This is a genomic window from Vibrio sp. 1CM8B, from assembly GCF_023161685.1.
GTDB lineage: Bacteria > Pseudomonadota > Gammaproteobacteria > Enterobacterales > Vibrionaceae > Vibrio > Vibrio coralliirubri.
The window spans coordinates 1-22,196 of record NZ_JALNTU010000017.1 but is presented as its reverse complement, the minus strand read 5'-3'; the positions used below and the strand labels follow the sequence as shown (position 1 = coordinate 22,196).

Below are 22,196 nucleotides of genomic sequence, written 5' to 3'. Positions count from 1 at the left end.
AGTAACTATGTCAGATAATTACGATTCATCGAGTATTAAAGTACTGAAGGGTCTGGATGCGGTACGTAAGCGTCCTGGAATGTACATTGGCGACACGGATGATGGTACCGGTCTGCACCACATGGTTTTTGAGGTGGTAGATAACTCTATTGATGAAGCGCTAGCTGGTCACTGTAATGACATCATTGTAACTATCCATGAAGATAGTTCTGTGTCTGTGAGCGATGATGGCCGTGGTATTCCAACAGAATTGCACCCAGAAGAAAACGTATCTGCAGCAGAAGTAATCATGACGGTTCTTCACGCTGGTGGTAAGTTCGATGATAACTCGTACAAGGTATCTGGTGGTCTGCACGGTGTTGGTGTTTCAGTAGTTAACGCACTTTCTAAGCAAGTTACTCTTACTATCCACCGTGGTGGCAAAATCCACACTCAAACCTACAGCCACGGTGAGCCTCAAGCGCCACTAGCGGTTATCGGTGACACGGATAAAACAGGTACAGAGATTCGTTTCTGGCCGAGTGAAGAAACCTTCACTAACATCGAGTTCCATTACGACATTTTAGCTAAGCGTCTACGTGAGCTATCATTCTTGAACTCAGGTGTATCAATTAAGCTAATTGACGAGCGCGAAGAAGACAAAATGGATCACTTCGAATACGAAGGCGGTATCCAAGCGTTTGTTGAACACCTTAATACTAACAAAACGCCAATCATCCAAAAAATCTTCCACTTTAACTCTGAGCGCGAAGACGGTATTACCGTTGAAGTTGCGATGCAGTGGAATGACGGCTACCAAGAAAACATCTACTGTTTCACCAACAACATCCCTCAACGCGATGGTGGTGCTCACTTAGCAGGTTTCCGTGCGGCGCTAACGCGTACTCTGAACAGCTTCATGGACAAGGAAGGTTTCTCTAAGAAAGCGAAGACTGCGACCTCTGGTGATGATGCTCGTGAAGGTTTGACGGCGATTGTTTCTGTTAAAGTGCCTGATCCTAAGTTCTCAAGCCAAACTAAAGATAAGCTGGTTTCTTCAGAAGTGAAGTCTGCCGTTGAATCTACAATGGGTGAGAAGCTGTCTGAGTTCCTTATTGAGAACCCAGGTGAAGCGAAAACAGTTTGTTCTAAAATTATTGATGCAGCACGTGCTCGTGATGCAGCGCGTAAAGCTCGTGAAATGACTCGTCGTAAAGGCGCATTAGATTTAGCGGGTCTTCCAGGTAAGCTTGCTGACTGTCAGGAAAAAGATCCTGCACTGTCTGAACTATATATTGTGGAAGGAGACTCTGCTGGCGGTTCAGCTAAGCAGGGGCGTAACCGTAAGAACCAAGCAATCCTACCGCTGAAAGGTAAAATCCTTAACGTAGAGAAAGCACGTTTCGATAAAATGCTGTCTTCTCAAGAAGTAGCAACGCTAATCACAGCTCTTGGTTGTGGTATTGGTCGTGACGAATACAACCCAGATAAACTGCGTTACCACAACATCATCATCATGACCGATGCCGATGTCGATGGTTCTCACATCCGTACCCTGCTACTGACGTTCTTCTACCGTCAAATGCCAGAGCTGATTGAACGTGGCTACATCTACATTGCTCAACCGCCACTTTACAAAGTGAAGAAAGGTAAGCAAGAGCAGTACATTAAAGATGAAGATGCGATGAACCAGTATCAAGTATCTTTGGCTTTAGACAATGCAGAACTGCACGTAAACCCTGAAGCGCCAGCATTTGCAGGTGAAGGTTTAGAGAAGCTTGTTCAGCAATACAATGCAGGCATCAAGCTTGTTGAGCGTATGAGCCGCCGTTACCCACGCGCATTGGTTCACGAACTGATTTACGTTCCTCGTCTAACGGCTGAGCAGTGTCATGATGACGCGGCAGTTGAAGCTTGGGGTAAGCAGCTTGTTGAGCAGTTAAACGCGAAAGAAGTAGGTGCGAGCCAATACAGTCTTGAAGTTGAAAAACACGAAGAGCTAGGCTTAAGCGTTCCTAAGATTGTGGTTCGTACTCATGGTGTGACTCATGAACACGTACTGAGCATCGATCTTATTAACTCTAAAGAGTTTGGTAAGCTAGCGGATCTTTCTGAAGCTCTTGATGGCTTGATTGAAGAAGGCGCTTACATTAAGCGTGGTGAGCGTACTCAAGAAGTTTCTAGCTTCGTTGATGCTCTGAACTGGTTAGTGAAAGAGTCTCGTCGTGGTCTAAGCCTACAGCGATACAAAGGTCTAGGTGAGATGAACCCGGATCAACTTTGGGAAACCACAATGGATCCTGAAACTCGCCGTATGATGCAAGTAACAATTGAAGATGCTGTTGGTGCTGATCTGTTGTTTACGACGCTAATGGGTGACCAAGTTGAACCTCGTCGTAACTTCATCGAAGAGAACGCATTGAAGGTTGCTAACCTTGATGTATAGATTTCTTTAGTAATAAAGAAACTCAAAATGATAAAGCACTGCCCACAGGCGGTGCTTTTTTATGCCTGTTCGATATGGCGACCAGCCGTTGCGAGGAAGTACTTTCCGGATAAAAGTCCTACTTCGTAGTCATGTTCAAGTGCATGCTGTGGACTTCCCAGCAATGTAGAGTGCAGCGCTTTGTCTGGGTGAATCTCATAGATAGTGGCGTCTTCTGGCGGGTTACTCAGAAAGTCTTGTGTCGCGCGGTAATGGGCTTCGTGTTTGAGTAACAGCTCAATCATCGCTTTAGCTTTTGTTTTCCCTAACAACTTACTGTATTTGCACATCCAGCGGTGATCAAAAGACGTTGAGATAGGTACTGTCCGAATCACCACAATATGTTTATAACCCCGCTTATAGGCTTCTTGTGCTGGGATCGGAGCAGCAATGCCACCATCAAGCCACTCTTCATCATTTGCTTGAATTGCCTTTGGGCTGATAAAGGGAACGGCACATGAGGCTTTGAGAGCGTCCTGCCAAGCGTGTGAGTCTAAGTCAAAATAGGCTGGCTCGTGACGAGTCGCGTGGGACGCACAGGCAAGCACCTGACAACTTTTCATATTGTCATGACCTAACTGCCAGTTGAGCGGCAAGCTTGTTTCGGTTTGCTCAAGTAACCAATCTAGGTCTAATCCTTTCTTTTGCAGTAAGAACTTATAGGTATCAAAGAATTCAGGGCTGGCTGTTGCTTCTGTGATGACGCGATAAGCATGGCGATGTTGGCCGCATATATAGGATGCTAGGTTAAGAGAACCCGCTGATGTGCCAATCATCAATGAAAACGGATTAAAGCCTTGTTCGAGAAAGGCATCCAACACGCCCGCTGTGAAAATTCCGCGCTGGCCGCCGCCTTCCGTTACCAGAGCCACCTTATCGATGTGGATATCTAGGTGCGCCAAGGCATCGTAGGAGTGGAGTGCGTAAGAAATATGCGTAGAAGACATCAGAATTGCCACCAAAAGCGATAAAAAAGGATTCAACCTGATTAGGATATGACCAATGGTGGTTAATTAAAATTAAGTAATATTTATACAGCGTTTGGTTTTTCTTAACTAAAAGTTGAATCAAGCTGCTTGAAAAGCGCTTTGTGGCACCACATATCTATTTATGAAGAGGATGACTGTCTTGCTCAAAAGAGAAGAAACAGAACCTTCATTACCGCTAACGAAGTATCGCTCAATAGAGGATAGCTTTGGCAGCACACAACTTAAAAATTGATTCATTGCCATGTCCCAGCGTTGTCGCCAATAGAGGTGAAACCCGAGGAATGCGAATTGAATCTCTTAGCTGTTTACTGGATCACACACAGGTTCGATCTAAGTAAAATTCGCAGCTAAGACTATTGCTTACTAAAAGGATAGCATTATGAGAACTGTAGATTTCACTCCACTTTACCGCAACGCAATCGGCTTCGATCGTCTATTCAACATGATGGAAGCGAACACATCGAAGAACTCTTCTGGCGGTTACCCTCCATACAACATCGAGCAAAAAGACGAGAACAACTACCGTATTACTATGGCAGTCGCTGGTTTTGCTGATGACCAATTAGACCTGACTCAGAAAGAGAACATGCTAATTGTGAAAGGTGAGCGTAAAGCTGAAGCAGAGAAAACCTTCGTATACCAAGGTATCGCAGAGCGCGATTTCGAGCGTAAATTCCAACTGGCTGACTACGTAAAAGTGGTAGGTGCAAGCATGGAAAATGGTCTTCTTCACATCGACCTAGAACGCGAAATCCCAGAAGCGATGCAACCACGCAAGATTGCTATTAATGGTAATAGTCTACTAGAAGGCTAATACCCGTCATACTTGAAGCTACAGCGTTGTTGACGTCGTAAATCCCCCCTAATCACATAGGTTCCCTATGCTCATAGGGCTGAATTTTCTAGTCGCCTAGCTGAACCCTCAATTATTTAGGGTATTCAAGTGACAAACATCATCGGGAAGTAAAAGTGAAAGAGCACCTAATGAGGTGCTCTTTTTGTTTGCCCTATCAGTGTCATTCCATAGAGGGAGGAACGACCGAGTAGGGAATCTCTATTTGCTTTCGCTGTAAGCCTTTTTCACTTCTTCAGCAATGATAGCAATACCTTTCTGCATCGCTTCATCGTCTTGTACGTAGTTCATACGCAAGCACTGGTGAGCATGATCCCACTCGTCTTCTTGACCGATAAAGAAGTATTCACCCGGAACAATCAATACGCCGCGAGCTTTAAGGCGGTCGTACAATTCCATTGTGGTGATCGGCAACTCATCAAACCATAGCCATAAGAAGATAGCGCCTTCAGGTTTGTGAATGCGGAAGCGTGGGTCATCGATAGCCTCTTGTAGCAGTTCAACTGCACGTAGCGATTTTTCTTTGTAGAAAGGTTTGATCACCTCACTGCTCAAGCGTAGTAAATCGCCTTTTTCAATCATGTGGTTGGCAATCGCAGGGCCGACGCTGTTTGGCGCTAAGCTGATGATGCCATTCATGTTGGTCAATGCTTGTGTTACTTCTTCACTCGCAATCACGATACCGCAACGCACACCTGGCAAACCAAGCTTAGAAAGGCTCATGCACAGAATCGTATTTTCATTCCAGAACGGTTCGACATCTTCAAAGATGATATTTGGAAACGGCAGGCCGTAAGCATTGTCGATCAGCAGTGGGATGTTGTTTTCACGCGCCAGTTTATCCAATTTACGTACTTCTTCGTCGGTCAGTACGTTACCCGTTGGGTTGGTTGGACGAGATGCACAGATAGCCGCTACTGAGTCATCAACCTTTAGTTGTTCAAAATCGACGTGGTATTTGAACTGGCGGTTTTCTAGCAGCTCGATCTCTGGGTGGTAAGAGATAAATATATCGTCATCAATGCCCGCGTCGCCGTAGCCGATGTATTCCGGTGCGATCGGCAGTAGGATTTTCTTATGTGAACCGTCAGGCTGTTGACCTGCTAGCAGGTTGAATAGGTAGAAGAAGCCACTTTGACTGCCATTAGTCAGGCTGATGTTCTTCTCGCTGATGTCCCAGCCATAGGTCTCTTTCAGCATTGCCGCTAACGATTTGATGAAGCTGTCTTTACCCTGAGGACCATCGTAGTTGGCGAGGGCGGCGATGAGTTCTCCACTGGCGAGCATGTCGGCACTGGCTTGGTTAAAGTAATCGAGCATGGCTGGGATAGCGGCTGGGTTGCCACCACCGAGCATGATAGCGCCAGGAGTGCGCAGGCCATCATTCAAATCATCCATTAAACGAGTGATTCCAGAGTATCGATTAAACTTTTCGCCAAACTTAGAGAACTGCATTACTAATTTTACCTAATTCATTGTGATTGCTTGTTACGTGTCATTAAGGCAGACCTTATGTCTGCCATCAGTGTATTCCTTGAACATACCGCAATGTTTTTGCGACGCATAGCGCCAAATGCTCTAACACGTAAAAAACTTCTATAAAGTTTGGTTAATGAGTGACAGCTTGCTTATTGAACGTACCTTTAGCGATAAAAAAAGGAGAAGCCTAAGCTTCCCCTTTAGTTTCTGGTGTTTATGTTAATGAAGGTTTAGTTCGAGCCGGTATAAACGACTAATACCTTGTCATCTTGGTATTGGCGTTCGAACGCATAGTAGCCCTTGCTGTTACGGATGATGTGCTTACCTTGGGCTACCGCTGGGTGGCGTTGGCGGAATTGGCCAAGCGCTTGCCAGTGTTCTAGCAGCTCTGCACGTTCGCCAGTGATTTGATCCCAAGGCATGTCTGAGCGAGTGCCTTGCATTGGATCAGAACCCGTTGGGCCAAAGTCTCGGGCGATTTCATCGCCGTAATAGATCTGTACCGCACCGGGAGCCAGCATTAATGCGTTTGCTGCCTTGGTCTGTTTCGCAAAGTCGCTACCGTGTTGTGTCCAGAATAGCGAGGTGTCGTGAGACGAAAGGTAACTCAGTACGTTGAACTCGCTGTCGTTGTTGATCTTCTCTGCATAGCGAAGGTAATCAGCATCAAGATCGGATAGGCACTTGAGCGCCTTTGGTGCGATATCACTCTGGAATTCAAAGTTGATGATCGAATCAAATCCGTTAGCGAAGTAATCTGATTTGACCACGCTGTGTGCCCATACTTCACCCGTCATCCAGAATGGTAGGTCATCCAACGCTTTGTCTGGGTTGTTCTGCTTCCATTCTGCAAGCGCTTGGTTAGTGCTCTCTTTAAGCTCTGCCCATGCTTCGAGTTCAACGTGTTTAGCGGTATCGACCCTGAAACCATCGACGCCATATTCGCGCACCCAATCCGATAACCAAGTGATTAAATGGTCACGAGGTGTTTTGAGTTGATCGGTCGCGCTGGTGGACTTATTGAGATAGAAATTAGGCAGCCCGGTTGTCTCTGTCGACTCTGTTTTGAAATCGGGCAGGTGCGCCAAAGACATGGTGAGGTTATTGTAGCCCGGAGAGTCGTAAGCGCCGATATCGCTGCGTAGCCAAGCTTTGCCCCACCATTTTTCCCACGCCTCTTTGTCGCTGTAAGAGATGTAGTTGTTGAAGTAGTGCCAGTTCTGACCTTTAGCGGGTTGCCAATCTGTCCAGTTTTCGCCAAGTGTTTGTTTGGCTTCTTCATCAGTTAGGTTGAGCTTACCAAAATCAAACTCTTGCATGTCGGCAAGCGTCGCATAGCCGGTGTGGTTCATTACCACATCCCAAACAATGCGAATACCTTTGCTGTGCGCGGTATCGATGAAGGTTTTAAGCTCGTCTTCGGTGCCCATGTTGTCATCGAGCTTGGTCCAGTCTTGATGGTAGTAGCCGTGGTAGCCGTAGTGTTTGAAGTCACCTCGGTCACCGCCGCCAACCCAGCCGTGGATTTGCTCTAACGGAGACGTTATCCAGATAGCATTGGCACCGAGTGATTCTATGTAATCGAGTTTTTCGGTTAGGCCTGCCAAGTCACCACCGTGGAAGGTGCCGATTTCGTCTTGTCCATCTTGGCTGCGACCGTAACTGTTGTCGTTATCAGGATTACCATTATGGAAACGGTCGGTCATTACGAAGTAAACCGTGGCGTTATCCCAACTAAAGTCAGCTTTGGTTTCTGGTTCTACTTTCTCTAGTAGCAGAACACCTTGGCTGTTTTCTTCAGGCTGCATGGTGACGCTGCCATTCGTTACTGTGACTTGTTTGCCTGAAAGAGCGTCTCTTACCACGGTGCCATCATCAAAGGTTTGAGTAACATCGATGGTGGTTGGTTGGTCACTGGGTACAGGACAGGCAAAGCTTTGAACTTGTTGTTGCTTCGGCTTTATCTGAACCGTGAGTTCATTGGTCTGTGGGTTGAGCGTGAATTGATAAGTGTTAGCGCGAAAGACTTTTATGGCGATCTCAGATTTCTCGGCACAGTCGTCTAGGCGAAGGGGTTTATTGAATTTGATGCGACTCTCTTCGGCCAGCGCATAGTTGGTGCCACAGGTATTTTGAGTATCGCTGATAGAGAAGGTATAGCTACCTTTCGCGAGTTCCTGTTCTGCAATCACGGTGCCTTTACCGGATGATTCGAATACGACAGTGTCGTTATCAATCGTCAGTAATAGGTTGTTGTCATTGGTTTGGCTGCATGCGCTGAGTGCGAGCATTGAAAGCGCGAGTACTGTTTTTTTCATTGTTCCCTTCCCCTGAATAAACAGGTCAGTTATAGCAAACAATGCCCTCTACAGTCTGAGTGCTATTTCATTCAGTTAATCAATAAGACCTCTACAAACAAATGCTTGGTTCACAAAAACAAAAAGGGAAGCTTTCGCTTCCCTTTGGGTGTTTACCGTTAATTACTCAGAGTATGACTTAGAGTAACTGTCTCACTTGTGCTTATTTTTGCAGTAGAGAGATGTCAGCAATCTGTAGGAACAGGTTACGTAGGTTGTTAAGTAGCGTTAGACGGTTCTTCTTAAGCGCTTCGTCATCAGCCATCACCATTACGTTATCGAAGAATGCATCTACTGGCTCACGCAGATCAGCCAGCTTGCTTAGGGCTTCTTGGTAGTTGCCTGTTGCGAATGCTGGTTCTAGTGCTTCTGTCATTACTTCAACGTTTTCAGCCAGTGCTTTCTCTGCGTCTTCTTGAAGAAGAGCTAGATCGATTTCAGCAGGTAGCTCGCCATCGAATTTCGCAAGGATGTTACCTACACGCTTGTTCGCTGCTGCTAGTGCTTCTGCTGCTTCCAGTTCACGGAAGTGAGAAACCGCTTTAACACGTTGGTCAAAGTCAGCTGGCTTAGTTGGACGACGTGCTAGTACCGCTTGGATGATATCAACGCTGAAACCAGCATCTTGGTACCATGCGCGGAAACGACCTAGCATGAAGTCGATAACGTCAGCTTCTACGTTGTCGTTGGTTAGCTTGTCGCCTAGTAGTTCTTTCGCTTTACCGATCAGATCCGTTAGGTCTAGGTTGTAGCCGTTTTCAACGATGATACGTAGCACACCTAGTGATGCACGACGTAGTGCGAATGGGTCAGAACCTTTTGGTGCTTGGCCAATACCGAAGATACCTACGATAGTGTCTAGCTTGTCTGCCATTGCAACTGCTGAAGAGATACCCGTGCTTGGTAGGTCGTCACCAGCGAAACGAGGCATGTACTGCTCGTAAAGTGCTAGTGCAACTTGCTCGTCTTCACCATCGTGAGTCGCGTAGTGCATGCCCATTACACCTTGTGTATCCGTGAATTCGAATACCATAGATGTCATTAGGTCACACTTAGCCAGTAGGCCTGCGCGCTTAGATTTCTCAACGTCAGCATCGATTTGCTCAGCGATGTAGCCAGCAAGTTCTGTGATGCGGTCTGTTTTGTCTTTGATAGTACCAAGCTGCTTCTGGAAGATAGCTTGGTCTAGCTCTGGAAGACGGTCGATCAGCGGGCGCTTACGGTCTGTGTTGAAGAAGAACTCAGCATCAGCAAGACGTGGACGTACAACTTTCTCGTTACCTTCGATAACGTGACGAGGCTCTTTAGACTCGATGTTTGATACGAAGATAAAGTTAGGAAGTAGCTTCTTGTTTTCATCGTAAACAGGGAAGTACTTTTGGTCACCTTTCATGGTGTAAACCAACGCTTCAGAAGGGACTTTTAGGAATTCTTCTTCGAACTTCGCTGTAAGTACTACCGGCCATTCAACCAGAGACGTTACTTCTTCAACAAGGTCATCTTCTAGGTCAGCTTTACCGCCAACCGCTGCTGCCGCTTTTTGAGAGTCAGCAAGGATGATTGCTTTACGCGCTTCGTAATCCGCCATTACTTTACCGCGCTCTTCTAGGATCGCAGGGTATTGGTCAGCAGAATCGATTGTGAACTCTTGTTCGCCCATGAAACGGTGGCCACGGATAGTACGAGCAGATGCTACGCCTAGGATTTCGCCTTCAACAAGCTCATCACCTAGTAGTACTGTCAGTGTTTTCACTGGACGGATAAATTGAATGTCTGAGTTACCCCAGCGCATTGCTTTAGGGATTGGTAGGCCAGCTAGTGCTTTCGCAGCGATGTCCATCACCAATTCTTGAACAGGTTTGCCAGCCACTTCTTGTTTGAAAAGAAGCCACTCGCCTTTGTCTGTTTTCAGGCGGTCAGCTTGCTCAACAGTAATACCGTTACCACGAGCCCAGCCTTGTGCCGCTTTGGTCGCGTTGCCTTCAGCATCGAATGCCACAGAAACAGCAGGACCACGTTTCTCAACCACTTTGTCCGCTTGGCCTTCAGCCAGTGCAGTTACTTTAAGTGCTAGACGACGAGGCGCTGCGTACCACTTGATGCCTTCGTGAGAAAGTTCAGCCGTTTTAAGACCCGATTCAAAGTTAGAAGCAAATGCTTCTGCTAGAGAACGAAGTGCTGTTGGTGGAAGCTCTTCGGTACCTAGTTCAATTAGAAAATTCTTCGCCATGATTATTTGTCCTTCTTACACATTGGGAAGCCAAGCGCTTCACGTGACGCGTAGTACGCCTCAGCAACTGATTTAGTCAGGTTGCGGATACGAAGGATGTAACGTTGACGCTCTGTTACAGAGATAGCTTTGCGTGCATCAAGGATGTTGAATGCGTGACCTGCTTTTAGAATGCGCTCGTAAGCTGGAAGCGGCAGTGGCTTCTCAAGCTCAAGTAGCTCTTTACACTCTTTCTCGCACTGGTCGAAGAAAGTGAATAGGAAATCTACGTCTGCGTGCTCGAAGTTGTACGTTGATTGCTCAACTTCGTTTTGGTGGAAGATGTCACCGTAAGTCACGTTAGAACCGTCTGGTGCTACGTTCCAAACTAGGTCGTAAACAGAATCTACTTCCTGGATGTACATTGCTAGACGTTCGATACCGTAAGTGATCTCGCCAGTTACTGGCTTACACTCAAGGCCGCCAACTTGTTGGAAGTAAGTAAACTGAGTTACTTCCATGCCGTTTAGCCATACTTCCCAACCAAGGCCCCATGCGCCTAGTGTTGGGTTTTCCCAGTTATCTTCAACGAAGCGAATGTCGTGAACAAGTGGGTCAACACCAAGAACCTCTAGGGAGCCTAGGTACAACTCTTGGATATTGTCTGGCGATGGTTTTAGCGCTACTTGGAATTGGTAGTAGTGCTGCAGACGGTTAGGGTTTTCACCGTAACGGCCATCGGTCGGACGACGAGAAGGTTGAACGTAAGCTGTAGACATTGGCTCTGGGCCAAGTGCTCGTAGACATGTCATTGGGTGAGAGGTGCCTGCACCTACTTCCATATCTAGAGGTTGAACAATGGTACAACCGTTTTGAGCCCAGTAATCCTGCAGCGCGAGGATCATTCCCTGGAAGGTTTTGATATCGTATTTTTGCATAGTCAGGTTCGCGCGATTCTTTTAAATGAATGAGAAAAATAACCTCTGAGTATACCGAGATATTCGTAAAGCGAGTAGGGGTAATCTTGTTTAATTAGTGGTCTAAAATGTCGTTTAGTGGATTTTTTTGCCTTTAATGTTTGTTTTTCGGCACAAGTGGATATTTTGATAAGTTTGACACTTGTGTTTGAAAGCGTGGGTGATTAAAATCTCGCGGTCTTTGGGGAGTAGCTTACTTATTCATATCCTATTGAATGAGTTCGTTCGTCAACATAATTGATGCAAAATCATCATGGCGTTCGAGGCAACCACCACCTTGGTGGCGCTTAGCAAGACCTTAGACAAGCATCGTGAACCGGGATGGGGCGCGAGGTTTGTCTTTGGTTAAATATAATAATCTCCATCCCAAATGAGCATGTCGTGAGCGTTTTAGCAATTTCAATTACAACTGTCGCCTTAGCCGAGATCGGTGATAAGACCCAGTTGCTGTCCCTTTTATTAGCCAGTCGATATCGAAAACCGATACCTATCATTGCGGCTATCTTCTTTGCCACCATTGCCAATCATGCCCTTGCTGCATGGCTCGGGGTTGTGGTCGCCGACTATCTTTCACCTGAAGTATTAAAGTGGGTGCTGGTGGTCAGTTTCATCGCGATGGCGGGTTGGATTCTGATTCCGGATAAGTTGGATGACGATGAGCAGATCTCGAATCGAGGCCCGTTTGTCGCCAGTTTCATCGCCTTCTTCATTGCTGAGATCGGTGATAAAACCCAGATTGCGACCTCTATTCTAGGGGCTCAATATTCTGATGCATTAACCTGGGTGATTCTGGGTACTACGATCGGTATGTTGCTGGCGAATGTGCCTGTGGTGATCATCGGTAAACTGTCTGCGGATAAGATGCCTCTTGATCTGATTCGTAAGATCACAGCCTTGTTATTCGTGGGTTTAGCTATCGCTGCGGCTTTCTATTAACAGGTGGTATTGAGTCTTATTATACTCAATCAGTAGAGTAATGTGTTGTAGGTCATACTCTTACAGTATTGTGGGGTTTATCGAGCGAATGGACATATAACTGTCATACTTGTCATGATATTTTAATCTTGTGAGTTAAGAACACGAGGGCATGATTATGTTGACGCGTTATATGGGTATTACTCCACAAAGCCAAAGTTATCTTTTTACCTTTGGTCTTGCACTTACACTATTAGGCATGGTGTTGACGGACATGTGGCTGCCAATGGTCGCGGGTGCCATCATCATGACTGCGCTTGCAGTAGAAGCTTGGATTCGGGTCGCGCATATTATTCCGATGCGCAAAGATATCCGAGAAATTCAGCATCAGCTCGAGCATCTGCAAAACAAGTCTAGAAGCGAATAAACAAAAAGCCGCTCGTACTCTGAGTTCTGTCTAAGAACATAAGGTACGAGCGGCTTTTTTGATACTTGATAGTCGGTGGGGCGTTACGCCTCCAATCCTTTTCTGATCAAATACTGGTAAGGCAACGTTTCTGTCGCTTGGCCTACCAACTGGTGATCCATGAATCGACAAAAGCTCGGAATATCTCGAGTTGTCGAAGGATCGTCAGCTTTTACCAGTAACACATCGCCATCCTGCATGTTTCTAATTGTCTTCCTGACCATCATTACTGGTTCCGGGCAACGCAGGCCTTCAGCTTCTAAAGTATGGGTTGCCAGTTCAGGTTTGAATGTCATGGTTTGTATCTCTATATCTATCTAACGAGTGAATAATACGTCTGCAGAAAAAATATGCAATAAGTGCTTGGCAAACAGAATCATTTCCTATAACTTAGTTAACAAGTTGATAACAACTTGAAACAAAGGCAACTAGCTAAGGAGTGGCGATGTTGACAGGATTAGATAGATTAACAATTTATTCGGTTCTCTGTTTTATTTCTTTTTGTGCGTTAGTACTACGCTCATCGACGGAGACCTCACTGATGCCTATTTTTGGCATAGTAGCAACGATCATTGGTATTTGGGTAGAGATGCGCCGTTGGCAAGGCATAGCCGAAGAGCAAGAGCACTAACCCGAATACAGCAAGCGAATTCCGATACGACAACATTCCGACACTATCCCCAAATTTTCTTGGGCTTCCCCGCGTAATTGCGGGATTTTTTTTATCTAAAGCATGCTATAAACAACTTAGTGACTAATGGCAATCGTATACAGCTAGGTAAGTGGCGTGGAATTAGAAGACATCTATCGTAGAGACCTTAATTTATTGGTCGCTTTAAAGGTATTGATTGAAGAGGGCAGCGTAAGCCAGGCCGCGCTTCGTCTTAACTTAAGCCAATCCGCAACCAGTCGAGTATTAGGGCGTTTAAGAGAATTACTAAACGATCCGTTGTTTACACGTCAAGGTCAGCACCTTATTCCTACCAAGAAAGCACTCGAGATCAGTCAGCGTATTGATCAGCCTTTGGAGTCTTTTCGCCAATTGCTGAGTCCGAGTGACTTTGACCCTTACTATTGCAGCGAACGTTTTCTGATCGCTACCACCGATTATGCGATGCAAACCATCTTGCCTTATGCGTTGCCTAAGATTTATGAACAAGCACCCAATATCTCTTTGGAGTTTGCTCCGTTGCAGCATGAGCACTTGTTTAAGCAACTCAGTACCGAACGTGTTGATATGGCGATCTGTCGTCCGAGTGGCAGCATTGCACCACTTCATCAAGAAGTCTTGGGGCCGGTTGGTGTGTCGTGTCTGTTATCTAAAAACCACCCGTTGGCGGATCAACCTTTAAGCCTTGAAGACTATGTTTCACTCCCGCATGCGATGATTGCGATCAGTGATGGTGTTAAGGCTTTATTAGACAACGCGTTAGCCAATCAACAGCCTCGCAAAATGGTGTTGCGTGCTTATCACCTTGAAGCCGCATTGGCGATTGTCGATAGAATGCCGTTGGTGATTACTGTACCTGCTGATTTGGCTTATTTGGTCGCTGAGCGTTATGACTTAGTCGTCAAGCCATTACCATTTGAATTTATGCCGTTTGATTACTCACTGATCTGGCACTCGCGATGTGATTCTTCTGCTTCACAACTGTGGTTAAGAAGAGTGGTAAAAGAAGAGTGTGGTGAGTTGATTCAAAAACGGATTGCGGATGTCGGTTTGGGTTAACTAGGAGTGAGCCTGGGTTCACTGACCCGAATGACAAAAACGCAAAAGGGCTGATAAAAATCAGCCCTTTGTTGTTTTGGGTTATCCAAGCCTAAAGCTGTTGCTTAAGGTTTGATAACTTTATGTTTGAGAATCTATAGTTTAATGACTACGCGACCTGTGATTTGACCGTTAGTGATGTCTTCTGCTGCTTGAATTGCACCGTCTAAAGACACTTCTTTGGTTGCTTGAGCGTAGAAAGATTCTGGTAGTAGCTCCGCCAGTTGTTCCCACGCTTTAATACGTTTTTCACGAGGGCACATTACAGAATCAACACCTTGTAGGCGAACGTTACGCAGAATGAATGGCATTACTGTAGTTGGTAAGTCAAAACCGCCTGCTAGACCACACATTGCAACCGCACCGTTGTAATCAATTTGCGCCAATACTTTCGCAAGCACTTTGCTGCCTACAGTATCGATAGCGCCAGCCCACAGTTGTTTCTCTAGTGGCTTAGCTGGTTCTTCTAGTTCAGCACGCTCTACAATACGTGTCGCGCCTAGTGATTTAAGTAGTTCACCGTTTACAGAAGCACGGCCAGTCACTGCTGCTACTTTGTAGCCCAGTTGGTTTAGTAGAGTAATAGATACGCTACCTACGCCACCACTTGCACCTGTTACTAGGATTTCACCGTCTTCTGGTTTGATGCCTGCATCTACGATAGCTTGCACACAAAGCATTGCTGTGAAGCCTGCTGTACCGATTGCCATTACCTTTTTAGCGTCTAGACCTGCAGGCATTGGCACTAACCAATCACCGTTTAGGCTCGCTTTTTCAGCCATGCCGCCCCAGTGACCTTCACCAACACCCCAACCCGTTAGAACAACTTCGTCGCCTGCTTTGTAGCGTGGGTCATCTGATTGTGAAACCACACCTGAAAGGTCGATACCAGGAACCATAGGGAAGTTACGAACAATGCGCCCTTTGCCTGTAATCGCCAAACCATCTTTGTAGTTCAAAGAAGAGTAGCTAACATCAATCTTCACGTTACCTTCTGGTAATTGAGACTCTTCAATTTGAGAAACTGACGCGATAGTTTTTTTGTCTTCTTGGTTTAGTACAAGTGCTTTAAACATGATCTGCTCCGTGGAGGAATATTAGGAAACTGAAGTAACTTTAGTTGAATCATCCGAGAAAAAATAATGAAACATCAACATTGAATATATGCGTTTTGTGCATAGATGTCAGGGTTGGTTTTTTCTCTCGTTGAGTCCGCTGAACGCAATCGATGCATTGTTGGATGCCAAGTAATAAAAAGTGCAGCTATATAAATATAGCTGCACAAAAGATTACCCTTCAAGTATTACAGTCAGTAAACGCTATGGGCGTTCAAATACCGTTGCAATACCTTGGCCTAAACCAATACACATGGTCGCCAAGCCGTATTTCACGTCTTGGGCTTCCATCAGGTTGATTAGCGTCGTCGAGATACGAGAACCAGAACAGCCTAGTGGGTGACCCAGAGCAATCGCACCGCCGTTAAGGTTTACTTTCTCGTCAACAACATCCAGTAGACCTAAGTCTTTAGCACAAGGTAGAGATTGAGCAGCAAACGCTTCGTTTAGCTCAATCACACCCATGTCTTCAATGGTTAGGCCTGCACGCTTAAGTGCTTTTTGGGTTGCTGGTACTGGGCCGTAACCCATGATTGAAGGATCGCAGCCAGCGATAGCCATCGACTTCACGCGAGCGCGAATCTTCAGGCCAAGTGCGTTGGCTTTCTCTTCGCTCATGATAAGCATTGCAGAAGCGCCATCAGACAGAGCTGATGAAGTACCTGCTGTTACCGTGCCGTTTGCTGGGTCAAATACCGGGCGAAGCTGGGATAAGCCTTCAACCGTAGTTTCTGGGCGAATGACTTCATCGTAATCCAGAGTGAACAGTGAACCGTCTGCTGCGTGAGCTTCTGTTGGCAGGATTTCATTTTTGAAACGACCTTCAACTGTTGCTGCTTGAGCGCGAGCATGTGAGCGAGCTGCGAATGCATCTTGGTCTTCACGGCTAATACCATGCATTTTACCTAACATCTCAGCGGTTAGACCCATCATGCCGGCCGCTTTTGCTACGTGTTTTGACATGCCAGGGTGAAAATCAACACCATGGTTCATTGGTACGTGGCCCATGTGCTCCACACCACCAATCAGGCAGATTTCAGCATCACCCACCATGATAGAGCGGGTTGCATCATGCAGAGCTTGCATAGATGAACCACATAAACGGTTGACCGTCACCGCACCAATCTCAATCGGTAGACCAGCAAGTAAAGCTGCGTTACGGGCAACGTTGAAGCCTTGCTCTAGTGTTTGTTGTACACAGCCCCAGTAAATGTCTTCAATTTCGACAGGGTTTACTTCTGGGTTGCGCTCTAAAATGCCTTTCATCAAATGTGCAGACAGATCTTCAGCACGAGTGTGACGGAAAGCTCCACCTTTGGAACGTCCCATTGGGGTACGAAGGCAATCAACAACAACTACATTTTTCATTTTGCTATTCCTTTTCCAAATGTGGGTTACAGAGAACTGGCTTGTTGGCTGTCGTAAAAGCTTTCGCCCTTCGCTGCCATATCAAGCAATAGTTGAGGAACTTGGTACATTGCACCTAAGTCTTGGTAGCCTTTCGCCATTTCAACGAAGTTACCAATACCCACACTGTCTAAGTAGCGGAATACGCCGCCTCGGAATGGAGGGAAGCCTAAACCGTAAACCAGTGCCATATCCGCTTCTTGCGGTGTCGCGATGATGCCTTCTTCTAGACAAAGTACTACTTCGTTGATCATTGGAATCATCACACGTTGGATAATGGTCTGGTCATCAAAGTCTTGTGGCTGTTGGCATACGTCAGCCAAGATAGGAAGAATGTCTTCAGAGAAGGTCTTCTTAGGACGACCGCGTTTGTCTACGCTGTATGTGTAGAAACCGCTGCCGTTCTTCTGGCCGTATTTTTCAGCAACATAAAGCGCGTCAATCGCATCACGACCTTCTTTACCCATACGCTCAGGGAAACCTTGCGCCATTACTGCTTGTGCGTGGTGTGCTGTATCTAGACCCACAACGTCTAGTAAGTATGCTGGGCCCATGGGCCAACCGAACTTACGCTCCATCACTTTATCGATCTTGGTGAAGTCAGCGCCGTCACGTAGCAACATGCTGAAACCGCCAAAGTAAGGGAAAAGTACACGGTTAACGAAGAAGCCTGGGCAGTCGTTAACAACGATAGGGGATTTGCCCATCTTCGCTGCGTAAGCGACTACGCGATTAATGGTTTCTTCTGAAGTATGCTCGCCACGGATGATCTCAACCAAAGGCATACGGTGCACTGGGTTAAAGAAGTGCATGCCACAGAAGTTTTCTGGGCGTTTTAGAGATTTCGCTAACAGGTTGATCGGAATTGTTGAGGTGTTTGATGTAAGAACTGTGTCTTCACCCACGAGACCTTCCACTTCACTCAGCACTGCTGCTTTTACTTTAGGGTTTTCTACAACGGCTTCCACAATCACATCTGATTGCTCAACACCTGCATAATGCAGACTTGGAGTAATAGAAGACAAAATGCCTGCCATCTTGAATCCATCTAGGCGACCGCGTGATAAGCGTTTATTCAACAGCTTAGAAGCTTCGTTCATACCAAGATCAAGAGACGCCTGTGCGATGTCTTTCATCATCACTGGCACGCCCTTCAATGCAGACTGGTAAGCAATACCGCCGCCCATGATGCCAGCACCAAGTACTGCAGCACGTTCAGTCGCTTTGTTGGCAGATTTACCAGCCTGTTTTGCTAAGCCTTTAATGTATTGGTCATTTAAGAACAGGCCAACCAGAGCTTTCGCTTCTTCAGATTTTGCTAGCTTAACGAAGTGTTTACGTTCGATGTCGAGTGCTGCATCGCGATCGCTACGTGCTGCTTCTTCAATTGCAATCACAGAAGTAATCGGAGCTGGGTAGTGAGGCCCTGCTTTTTGAGCAACTAAGCCTTTAGCCATGGTAAAGCTCATCATCGCTTCGAGTTTGCTTAGCGATAATGCTGATGTTTTTTGTTTGCGGCGTAATTGCCAGTCTAATTTTTCATTAGCAGCCAGAGAAACGGTGTTGATTGCCGACTCTAGTAACTGGTCTGTTTCAACAATCGCATCTAACAAGCCAACTTTAAGCGCTTCATCTGCACGGCATGCTTTGCCTTGCGTGATAATTTCCATTGCGCTGTCAGCACCGATAACACGAGGTAGGCGCACACAACCACCAAAACCAGGCATGATGCCAAGTTTGGTTTCAGGTAGGCCAATGCTGGTGGTCTTGTCACCGATACGGAAATCAGTAGCGAGTACACATTCACAGCCGCCGCCAAGGGCATGGCCACGCATCATTGAAAGAGTTGGGACAGGAATGTCTTCGAGCTTGCTGAAGATTGAATTAGCGAATCTTAACCATTCATCAAGTTCTGCTTCTGGCTTAGCAAATAGGCCAAGAAATTCAGTGATGTCTGCGCCTACAATGAACGCGTCTTTGTTTGAAGTTAAGATTAAACCACGTAATCCTGCGTGAGCATTAAGAGCATCTAACGCTTTGTCTAGTGATTCTAAAGTAGCAAGGTCGAGTTTGTTTACAGAGGCTGGTGCACAGAAGCTTAATTCCGCAATACCATCTTGTAATTCCTTTACCTGTAGGGTGTTAGCTTGGTAAATCATTGTCTATCTCCATGACATACAATCCACGATTGTTTGAGAGAATCTTGTTATCTTTCTATTATTGTAGAATACCTGGTAAGACCAGTTATCTTAGTCTGTACCTCTGCTTGATTAATTTCAATACATTTTTTAAACAATTGTTTAACATTGTGCGATGGCACAGATCCTCTAACCCTTATTATTCACGCGTGATACACTTCGTCGCTCTTATTAACTAAGTTAACGATATGAATGAACAGCCTTATTTAATACCTTCTGCGTCGGCTCTGTTTGAAGAAGAGATAAAAAAGAGCGTCTTTATTACGCATCTTGCTCATACTCCAAGTGTAGAAGCTGCAAAACAGTTCGTAGAACAGGTGAAAAAAGAGCATTCTTCAGCGCGACATAACTGTTGGGGTTTTGTTGCTGGTCGACCTGAAGACTCAATGCTTTGGGGTTTCAGTGATGATGGTGAACCCTCAGGTACAGCGGGTAAGCCTATCTTGGCGCAACTGTCTGGTTCTGGTGTTGGCGAGTTAGCGGCTGTAGTCACTCGTTATTCTGGCGGAATCAAGCTTGGTACAGGTGGTTTGGTTAAGGCTTATGGTGGTGGCGTACAACAAGCTCTCAAGCTGCTTCAAACTATCGAGAAAAAAATAACCACAAAATTACGGCTAGAGTTAGACTATGGCTTTGTGCCGATCGCACAATCCATCATGGCTCAGCATCAGGCTGTTGAGGTCCAAGCGGATTATGGTGTTCAAGTTGAGCTTATTATTGAAATAGAGCTCCTTCAGGTAGATTCGTTTACCCAAACCATGATCAATAAAAGCGGTGCTAAGGCACTGGTAACGAAAGTCAAAGACAACTAGGAAGTGTGAAGCATTTCGCTTCGTTCAATAGCTCATGCAATTTCGCTCAATTATTCGAATCGTCGGATTATTATTAGCACTTTTTAGTGTATCAATGCTTGCTCCTGCGCTCGTCGCACTGATCTATCGAGATGGTGCGGGTGTGCCATTTGTGACGACCTTCTTCGTCCTCTTATTCTGTGGAGCAACTTGCTGGTTTCCAAACCGACGTTATAAGCATGAATTGAAAGCGCGTGATGGCTTTTTGATTGTTGTTCTGTTTTGGACGGTAATCGGTAGTGCGGGTGCGCTGCCGTTTTTGATCGCCGATAACCCCAATGTGTCGGTAACCGATGCTTTCTTCGAATCCTTCTCTGCATTAACTACCACCGGCGCGACTGTGATTGTTGGCCTTGATGATCTGCCTAAGGCGATTCTGTTTTACCGTCAGTTCCTACAATGGTTCGGTGGTATGGGTATCATCGTATTAGCGGTAGCCATCCTCCCTGTTCTGGGTATCGGTGGTATGCAGCTATATCGTGCTGAAATCCCGGGTCCGGTAAAAGATAGCAAGATGACTCCGCGTATTGCTGAAACGGCAAAAGCGCTTTGGTACATCTACCTGAGCTTAACCATTGCTTGTGCAGTAGCTTTTTGGCTTGCTGGGATGAGCTTCTTTGATGCCATCAGTCATAGCTTCTCTACTATTGCGATTGGTGGCTTCTCGACTCACGATGCGAGCATGGGGTATTTCAATAGCCCTGCGATCAACATGATTACAGTCGTGTTCCTTCTTATATCCGCATGTAACTATTCGCTTCACTTTGCTGCGTTTGCTTCTGGTGGTGTGCATCCTAAGTATTACTGGAAAGATCCTGAATTCCGCGCCTTTATCTTTATTCAGGCGGTCTTGTTCTTGGTTTGTTTCTTATTACTGCTTAATCACCACTCTTATGACTCGTATTACGATGCCTTTGATCAAGCCTTGTTCCAAACAGTATCTATATCTACGACAGCAGGCTTTACCACCACCGGTTTCTCCGAGTGGCCATTGTTCTTACCTGTTCTGCTCCTGTTCTCTTCTTTTATAGGGGGCTGTGCAGGTTCAACGGGCGGTGGTATGAAAGTCATTCGAATCTTACTGCTTACTCTGCAAGGTGCTCGTGAAATGAAGCGTCTTGTTCACCCGCGTGCTGTCTATACCATCAAGGTTGGTGGTTCTGCGTTACCACAACGTGTCGTGGATGCGGTTTGGGGCTTCTTCTCTGCATATGCCTTGGTTTTTGTGGTTTGTATGTTGGCTCTTATTGCAACCGGTATGGATGAGCTGAGTGCTTTCTCTGCCGTAGCGGCAACATTGAATAACCTTGGCCCGGGCTTAGGTGAAGTGGCAATGCATTTCGGCGATGTGAATGACAAGGCTAAGTGGGTGTTGATCGTATCTATGCTGTTTGGTCGTTTAGAGATATTCACCTTATTAATTTTATTGACCCCTACGTTTTGGCGTAGCTAAGGACAACATTGTGGCAAAAGCTCTATTTTTGTATTCAAGCCGTGAAGGGCAGACCAAGAAAATCTTGAACTATATAAAAGAAGAAATGAATGAGTTCGAATGTGAGCTTCAAGATCTGCACACTATTACTAGTGTCGACTTTGCTCAATACGACAGAGTTTTGATTGGTGCATCGATTCGTTATGGCCACCTCAATAAGAAGCTATATCAGTTCATTGATGCCAACCTTGCTCAGCTGCAATCAAATAAGGTCGCTTTCTTCTGTGTTAACTTAACGGCTCGCAAAGAAGACCAAGGTAAAGATACTCCTGAAGGTAGCGCTTATATTAAGAAGTTTCTTCTTAAGTCACCGTGGCAGCCAACTTTGATTGGTGTATTCGCGGGGGCTCTCTATTACCCACGTTATAACTGGTTCGATAAAACCATGATTCGCTTCATTATGAATATGACAGGTGGAGAAACGGATACAACCAAGGAAGTTGAGTACACAAACTGGGAAAAAGTCTCTTTATTCTCTAAGAAACTGCAAGAGATGTAAGAGAAAAGCCTACTTTTGAGGCGTTTTGAGTTCTTTTTAATCGAACGAATAAAAAAACGAGAAAAACTTCAAAAAGGGCTTGCCAGTGTGATCGAAATCTCTATAATGCCACCTCGCTGACACGGGATGGCTTCGTAAGAAATTAAAACGAATCAGT

Annotated in this window: 18 protein-coding genes and 1 riboswitch; of the genes, 9 read left to right on the top strand and 9 right to left on the bottom strand. The window is 45.9% G+C overall.

Annotated elements, in window-relative coordinates:
• Positions 1 to 7 precede the first annotated feature (7 nt).
• Positions 8 to 2,425 carry a DNA topoisomerase (ATP-hydrolyzing) subunit B gene (gyrB, locus tag MSG36_RS21545; RefSeq protein ID WP_248369661.1) on the top strand — a complete coding sequence of 806 codons (2,418 nt, stop codon included), beginning with the start codon at positions 8 to 10 and terminating at the stop codon, positions 2,423 to 2,425.
• A gap of 59 nt (positions 2,426 to 2,484) precedes the next feature.
• On the opposite strand, the gene MSG36_RS21540 is transcribed toward gyrB, so the two are convergent.
• Entirely contained in the window at positions 2,485 to 3,411 is a 927-nt protein-coding gene (locus MSG36_RS21540; protein ID WP_048611242.1) for a patatin family protein, read from the bottom strand.
• A gap of 421 nt (positions 3,412 to 3,832) precedes the next feature.
• Here MSG36_RS21540 and MSG36_RS21535 point away from each other — a divergent pair, with 421 nt between their 5' ends.
• Entirely contained in the window at positions 3,833 to 4,267 is a 435-nt protein-coding gene (locus MSG36_RS21535; protein ID WP_009848140.1) for an Hsp20 family protein, read from the top strand.
• A gap of 240 nt (positions 4,268 to 4,507) precedes the next feature.
• On the opposite strand, the gene MSG36_RS21530 is transcribed toward MSG36_RS21535, so the two are convergent.
• The 4 genes from MSG36_RS21530 to glyQ form a co-directional block, all read right to left on the bottom strand.
• Complete coding sequence (locus MSG36_RS21530) at positions 4,508 to 5,761, bottom strand: valine--pyruvate transaminase (RefSeq protein WP_061033943.1); 1,254 nt, start codon at positions 5,759 to 5,761, stop codon at positions 4,508 to 4,510.
• 254 nt (positions 5,762 to 6,015) lie between these two features.
• Positions 6,016 to 8,103, bottom strand: coding sequence for an alpha-amylase (locus MSG36_RS21525; protein ID WP_248369659.1), 2,088 nt, complete (start codon positions 8,101 to 8,103; stop codon positions 6,016 to 6,018).
• Positions 8,104 to 8,305: 202 nt separating this feature from the next.
• Complete coding sequence (gene glyS / locus MSG36_RS21520; protein ID WP_248369657.1) at positions 8,306 to 10,372, bottom strand: glycine--tRNA ligase subunit beta; 2,067 nt, start codon at positions 10,370 to 10,372, stop codon at positions 8,306 to 8,308.
• 2 nt (positions 10,373 to 10,374) lie between these two features.
• Complete coding sequence (gene glyQ, locus MSG36_RS21515) at positions 10,375 to 11,289, bottom strand: glycine--tRNA ligase subunit alpha (protein ID WP_017632669.1); 915 nt, start codon at positions 11,287 to 11,289, stop codon at positions 10,375 to 10,377.
• 210 nt (positions 11,290 to 11,499) lie between these two features.
• A riboswitch (yybP-ykoY riboswitch) is annotated at positions 11,500 to 11,675 on the top strand.
• 34 nt (positions 11,676 to 11,709) lie between these two features.
• Here glyQ and MSG36_RS21510 point away from each other — a divergent pair.
• Together MSG36_RS21510 and MSG36_RS21505 are read left to right on the top strand one after the other, a co-directional pair.
• Positions 11,710 to 12,264 (top strand): TMEM165/GDT1 family protein, encoded by a 555-nt coding sequence (locus MSG36_RS21510; RefSeq protein ID WP_017055491.1) that lies wholly within the window; start codon positions 11,710 to 11,712, stop codon positions 12,262 to 12,264.
• 151 nt (positions 12,265 to 12,415) lie between these two features.
• Positions 12,416 to 12,670: a hypothetical protein gene (locus tag MSG36_RS21505; RefSeq protein ID WP_017058818.1), complete on the top strand. Its 255-nt coding sequence runs from the start codon at positions 12,416 to 12,418 to the stop codon at positions 12,668 to 12,670.
• Positions 12,671 to 12,753: 83 nt separating this feature from the next.
• Here MSG36_RS21505 and tusA read toward each other — a convergent pair whose 3' ends face one another.
• Positions 12,754 to 13,005, bottom strand: coding sequence for a sulfurtransferase TusA (gene tusA / locus MSG36_RS21500; RefSeq protein WP_004736675.1), 252 nt, complete (start codon positions 13,003 to 13,005; stop codon positions 12,754 to 12,756).
• A gap of 149 nt (positions 13,006 to 13,154) precedes the next feature.
• Between tusA and MSG36_RS21495 the strand changes: the two genes are divergently transcribed.
• Together MSG36_RS21495 and MSG36_RS21490 are read left to right on the top strand one after the other, a co-directional pair.
• Positions 13,155 to 13,340: a hypothetical protein gene (locus MSG36_RS21495; protein ID WP_004736674.1), complete on the top strand. Its 186-nt coding sequence runs from the start codon at positions 13,155 to 13,157 to the stop codon at positions 13,338 to 13,340.
• A gap of 156 nt (positions 13,341 to 13,496) precedes the next feature.
• Entirely contained in the window at positions 13,497 to 14,438 is a 942-nt protein-coding gene (locus MSG36_RS21490) for a LysR family transcriptional regulator (protein WP_248369655.1), read from the top strand.
• Between the two features lie 134 nt (positions 14,439 to 14,572).
• Here MSG36_RS21490 and MSG36_RS21485 read toward each other — a convergent pair whose 3' ends face one another.
• The 3 genes from MSG36_RS21485 to fadB all read right to left on the bottom strand — a co-directional run bounded on the left by MSG36_RS21485 (position 14,573) and on the right by fadB (position 19,158).
• Entirely contained in the window at positions 14,573 to 15,553 is a 981-nt protein-coding gene (locus MSG36_RS21485) for an MDR family oxidoreductase (protein ID WP_019825590.1), read from the bottom strand.
• A 243-nt stretch (positions 15,554 to 15,796) separates the two neighbouring features.
• The gene (fadA, locus tag MSG36_RS21480; RefSeq protein ID WP_017058821.1) at positions 15,797 to 16,960 is read right to left on the bottom strand and encodes an acetyl-CoA C-acyltransferase FadA; all 1,164 of its coding nucleotides are present in this window, start codon (positions 16,958 to 16,960) and stop codon (positions 15,797 to 15,799) included.
• 26 nt (positions 16,961 to 16,986) lie between these two features.
• The gene (gene fadB / locus MSG36_RS21475) at positions 16,987 to 19,158 is read right to left on the bottom strand and encodes a fatty acid oxidation complex subunit alpha FadB (protein ID WP_248369653.1); all 2,172 of its coding nucleotides are present in this window, start codon (positions 19,156 to 19,158) and stop codon (positions 16,987 to 16,989) included.
• Positions 19,159 to 19,385: 227 nt separating this feature from the next.
• On the opposite strand from fadB, the gene MSG36_RS21470 reads away from it, so the two are divergent.
• From MSG36_RS21470 to hemG, 3 genes are read left to right on the top strand one after another with little or no spacing between them, the layout of a single operon-like run.
• Positions 19,386 to 20,009, top strand: a complete 624-nt coding sequence (locus MSG36_RS21470; RefSeq protein ID WP_248369651.1) for a YigZ family protein — start codon at positions 19,386 to 19,388, stop codon at positions 20,007 to 20,009.
• 34 nt (positions 20,010 to 20,043) lie between these two features.
• Entirely contained in the window at positions 20,044 to 21,501 is a 1,458-nt protein-coding gene (locus MSG36_RS21465) for a TrkH family potassium uptake protein (RefSeq protein ID WP_017077285.1), read from the top strand.
• A 10-nt stretch (positions 21,502 to 21,511) separates the two neighbouring features.
• Entirely contained in the window at positions 21,512 to 22,039 is a 528-nt protein-coding gene (hemG, locus tag MSG36_RS21460) for a menaquinone-dependent protoporphyrinogen IX dehydrogenase (protein ID WP_048611256.1), read from the top strand.
• The last annotated feature ends 157 nt before the right edge of the window (positions 22,040 to 22,196 follow it).

Coding starts and splice junctions, on each gene's coding strand:
- gyrB (WP_248369661.1), top strand. CDS start 8: ATGTCAGATAATTACGATTCATCGAGTATTAAAGTACTGAAGGGTCTG.
- MSG36_RS21540 (WP_048611242.1), bottom strand. CDS start 3,411: ATGTCTTCTACGCATATTTCTTACGCACTCCACTCCTACGATGCCTTG.
- MSG36_RS21535 (WP_009848140.1), top strand. CDS start 3,833: ATGAGAACTGTAGATTTCACTCCACTTTACCGCAACGCAATCGGCTTC.
- MSG36_RS21530 (WP_061033943.1), bottom strand. CDS start 5,761: ATGCAGTTCTCTAAGTTTGGCGAAAAGTTTAATCGATACTCTGGAATC.
- MSG36_RS21525 (WP_248369659.1), bottom strand. CDS start 8,103: ATGAAAAAAACAGTACTCGCGCTTTCAATGCTCGCACTCAGCGCATGC.
- glyS (WP_248369657.1), bottom strand. CDS start 10,372: ATGGCGAAGAATTTTCTAATTGAACTAGGTACCGAAGAGCTTCCACCA.
- glyQ (WP_017632669.1), bottom strand. CDS start 11,289: ATGCAAAAATACGATATCAAAACCTTCCAGGGAATGATCCTCGCGCTG.
- MSG36_RS21505 (WP_017058818.1), top strand. CDS start 12,416: ATGATTATGTTGACGCGTTATATGGGTATTACTCCACAAAGCCAAAGT.
- tusA (WP_004736675.1), bottom strand. CDS start 13,005: ATGACATTCAAACCTGAACTGGCAACCCATACTTTAGAAGCTGAAGGC.
- MSG36_RS21495 (WP_004736674.1), top strand. CDS start 13,155: ATGTTGACAGGATTAGATAGATTAACAATTTATTCGGTTCTCTGTTTT.
- MSG36_RS21485 (WP_019825590.1), bottom strand. CDS start 15,553: ATGTTTAAAGCACTTGTACTAAACCAAGAAGACAAAAAAACTATCGCG.
- fadA (WP_017058821.1), bottom strand. CDS start 16,960: ATGAAAAATGTAGTTGTTGTTGATTGCCTTCGTACCCCAATGGGACGT.
- fadB (WP_248369653.1), bottom strand. CDS start 19,158: ATGATTTACCAAGCTAACACCCTACAGGTAAAGGAATTACAAGATGGT.
- MSG36_RS21470 (WP_248369651.1), top strand. CDS start 19,386: ATGAATGAACAGCCTTATTTAATACCTTCTGCGTCGGCTCTGTTTGAA.
- MSG36_RS21465 (WP_017077285.1), top strand. CDS start 20,044: ATGCAATTTCGCTCAATTATTCGAATCGTCGGATTATTATTAGCACTT.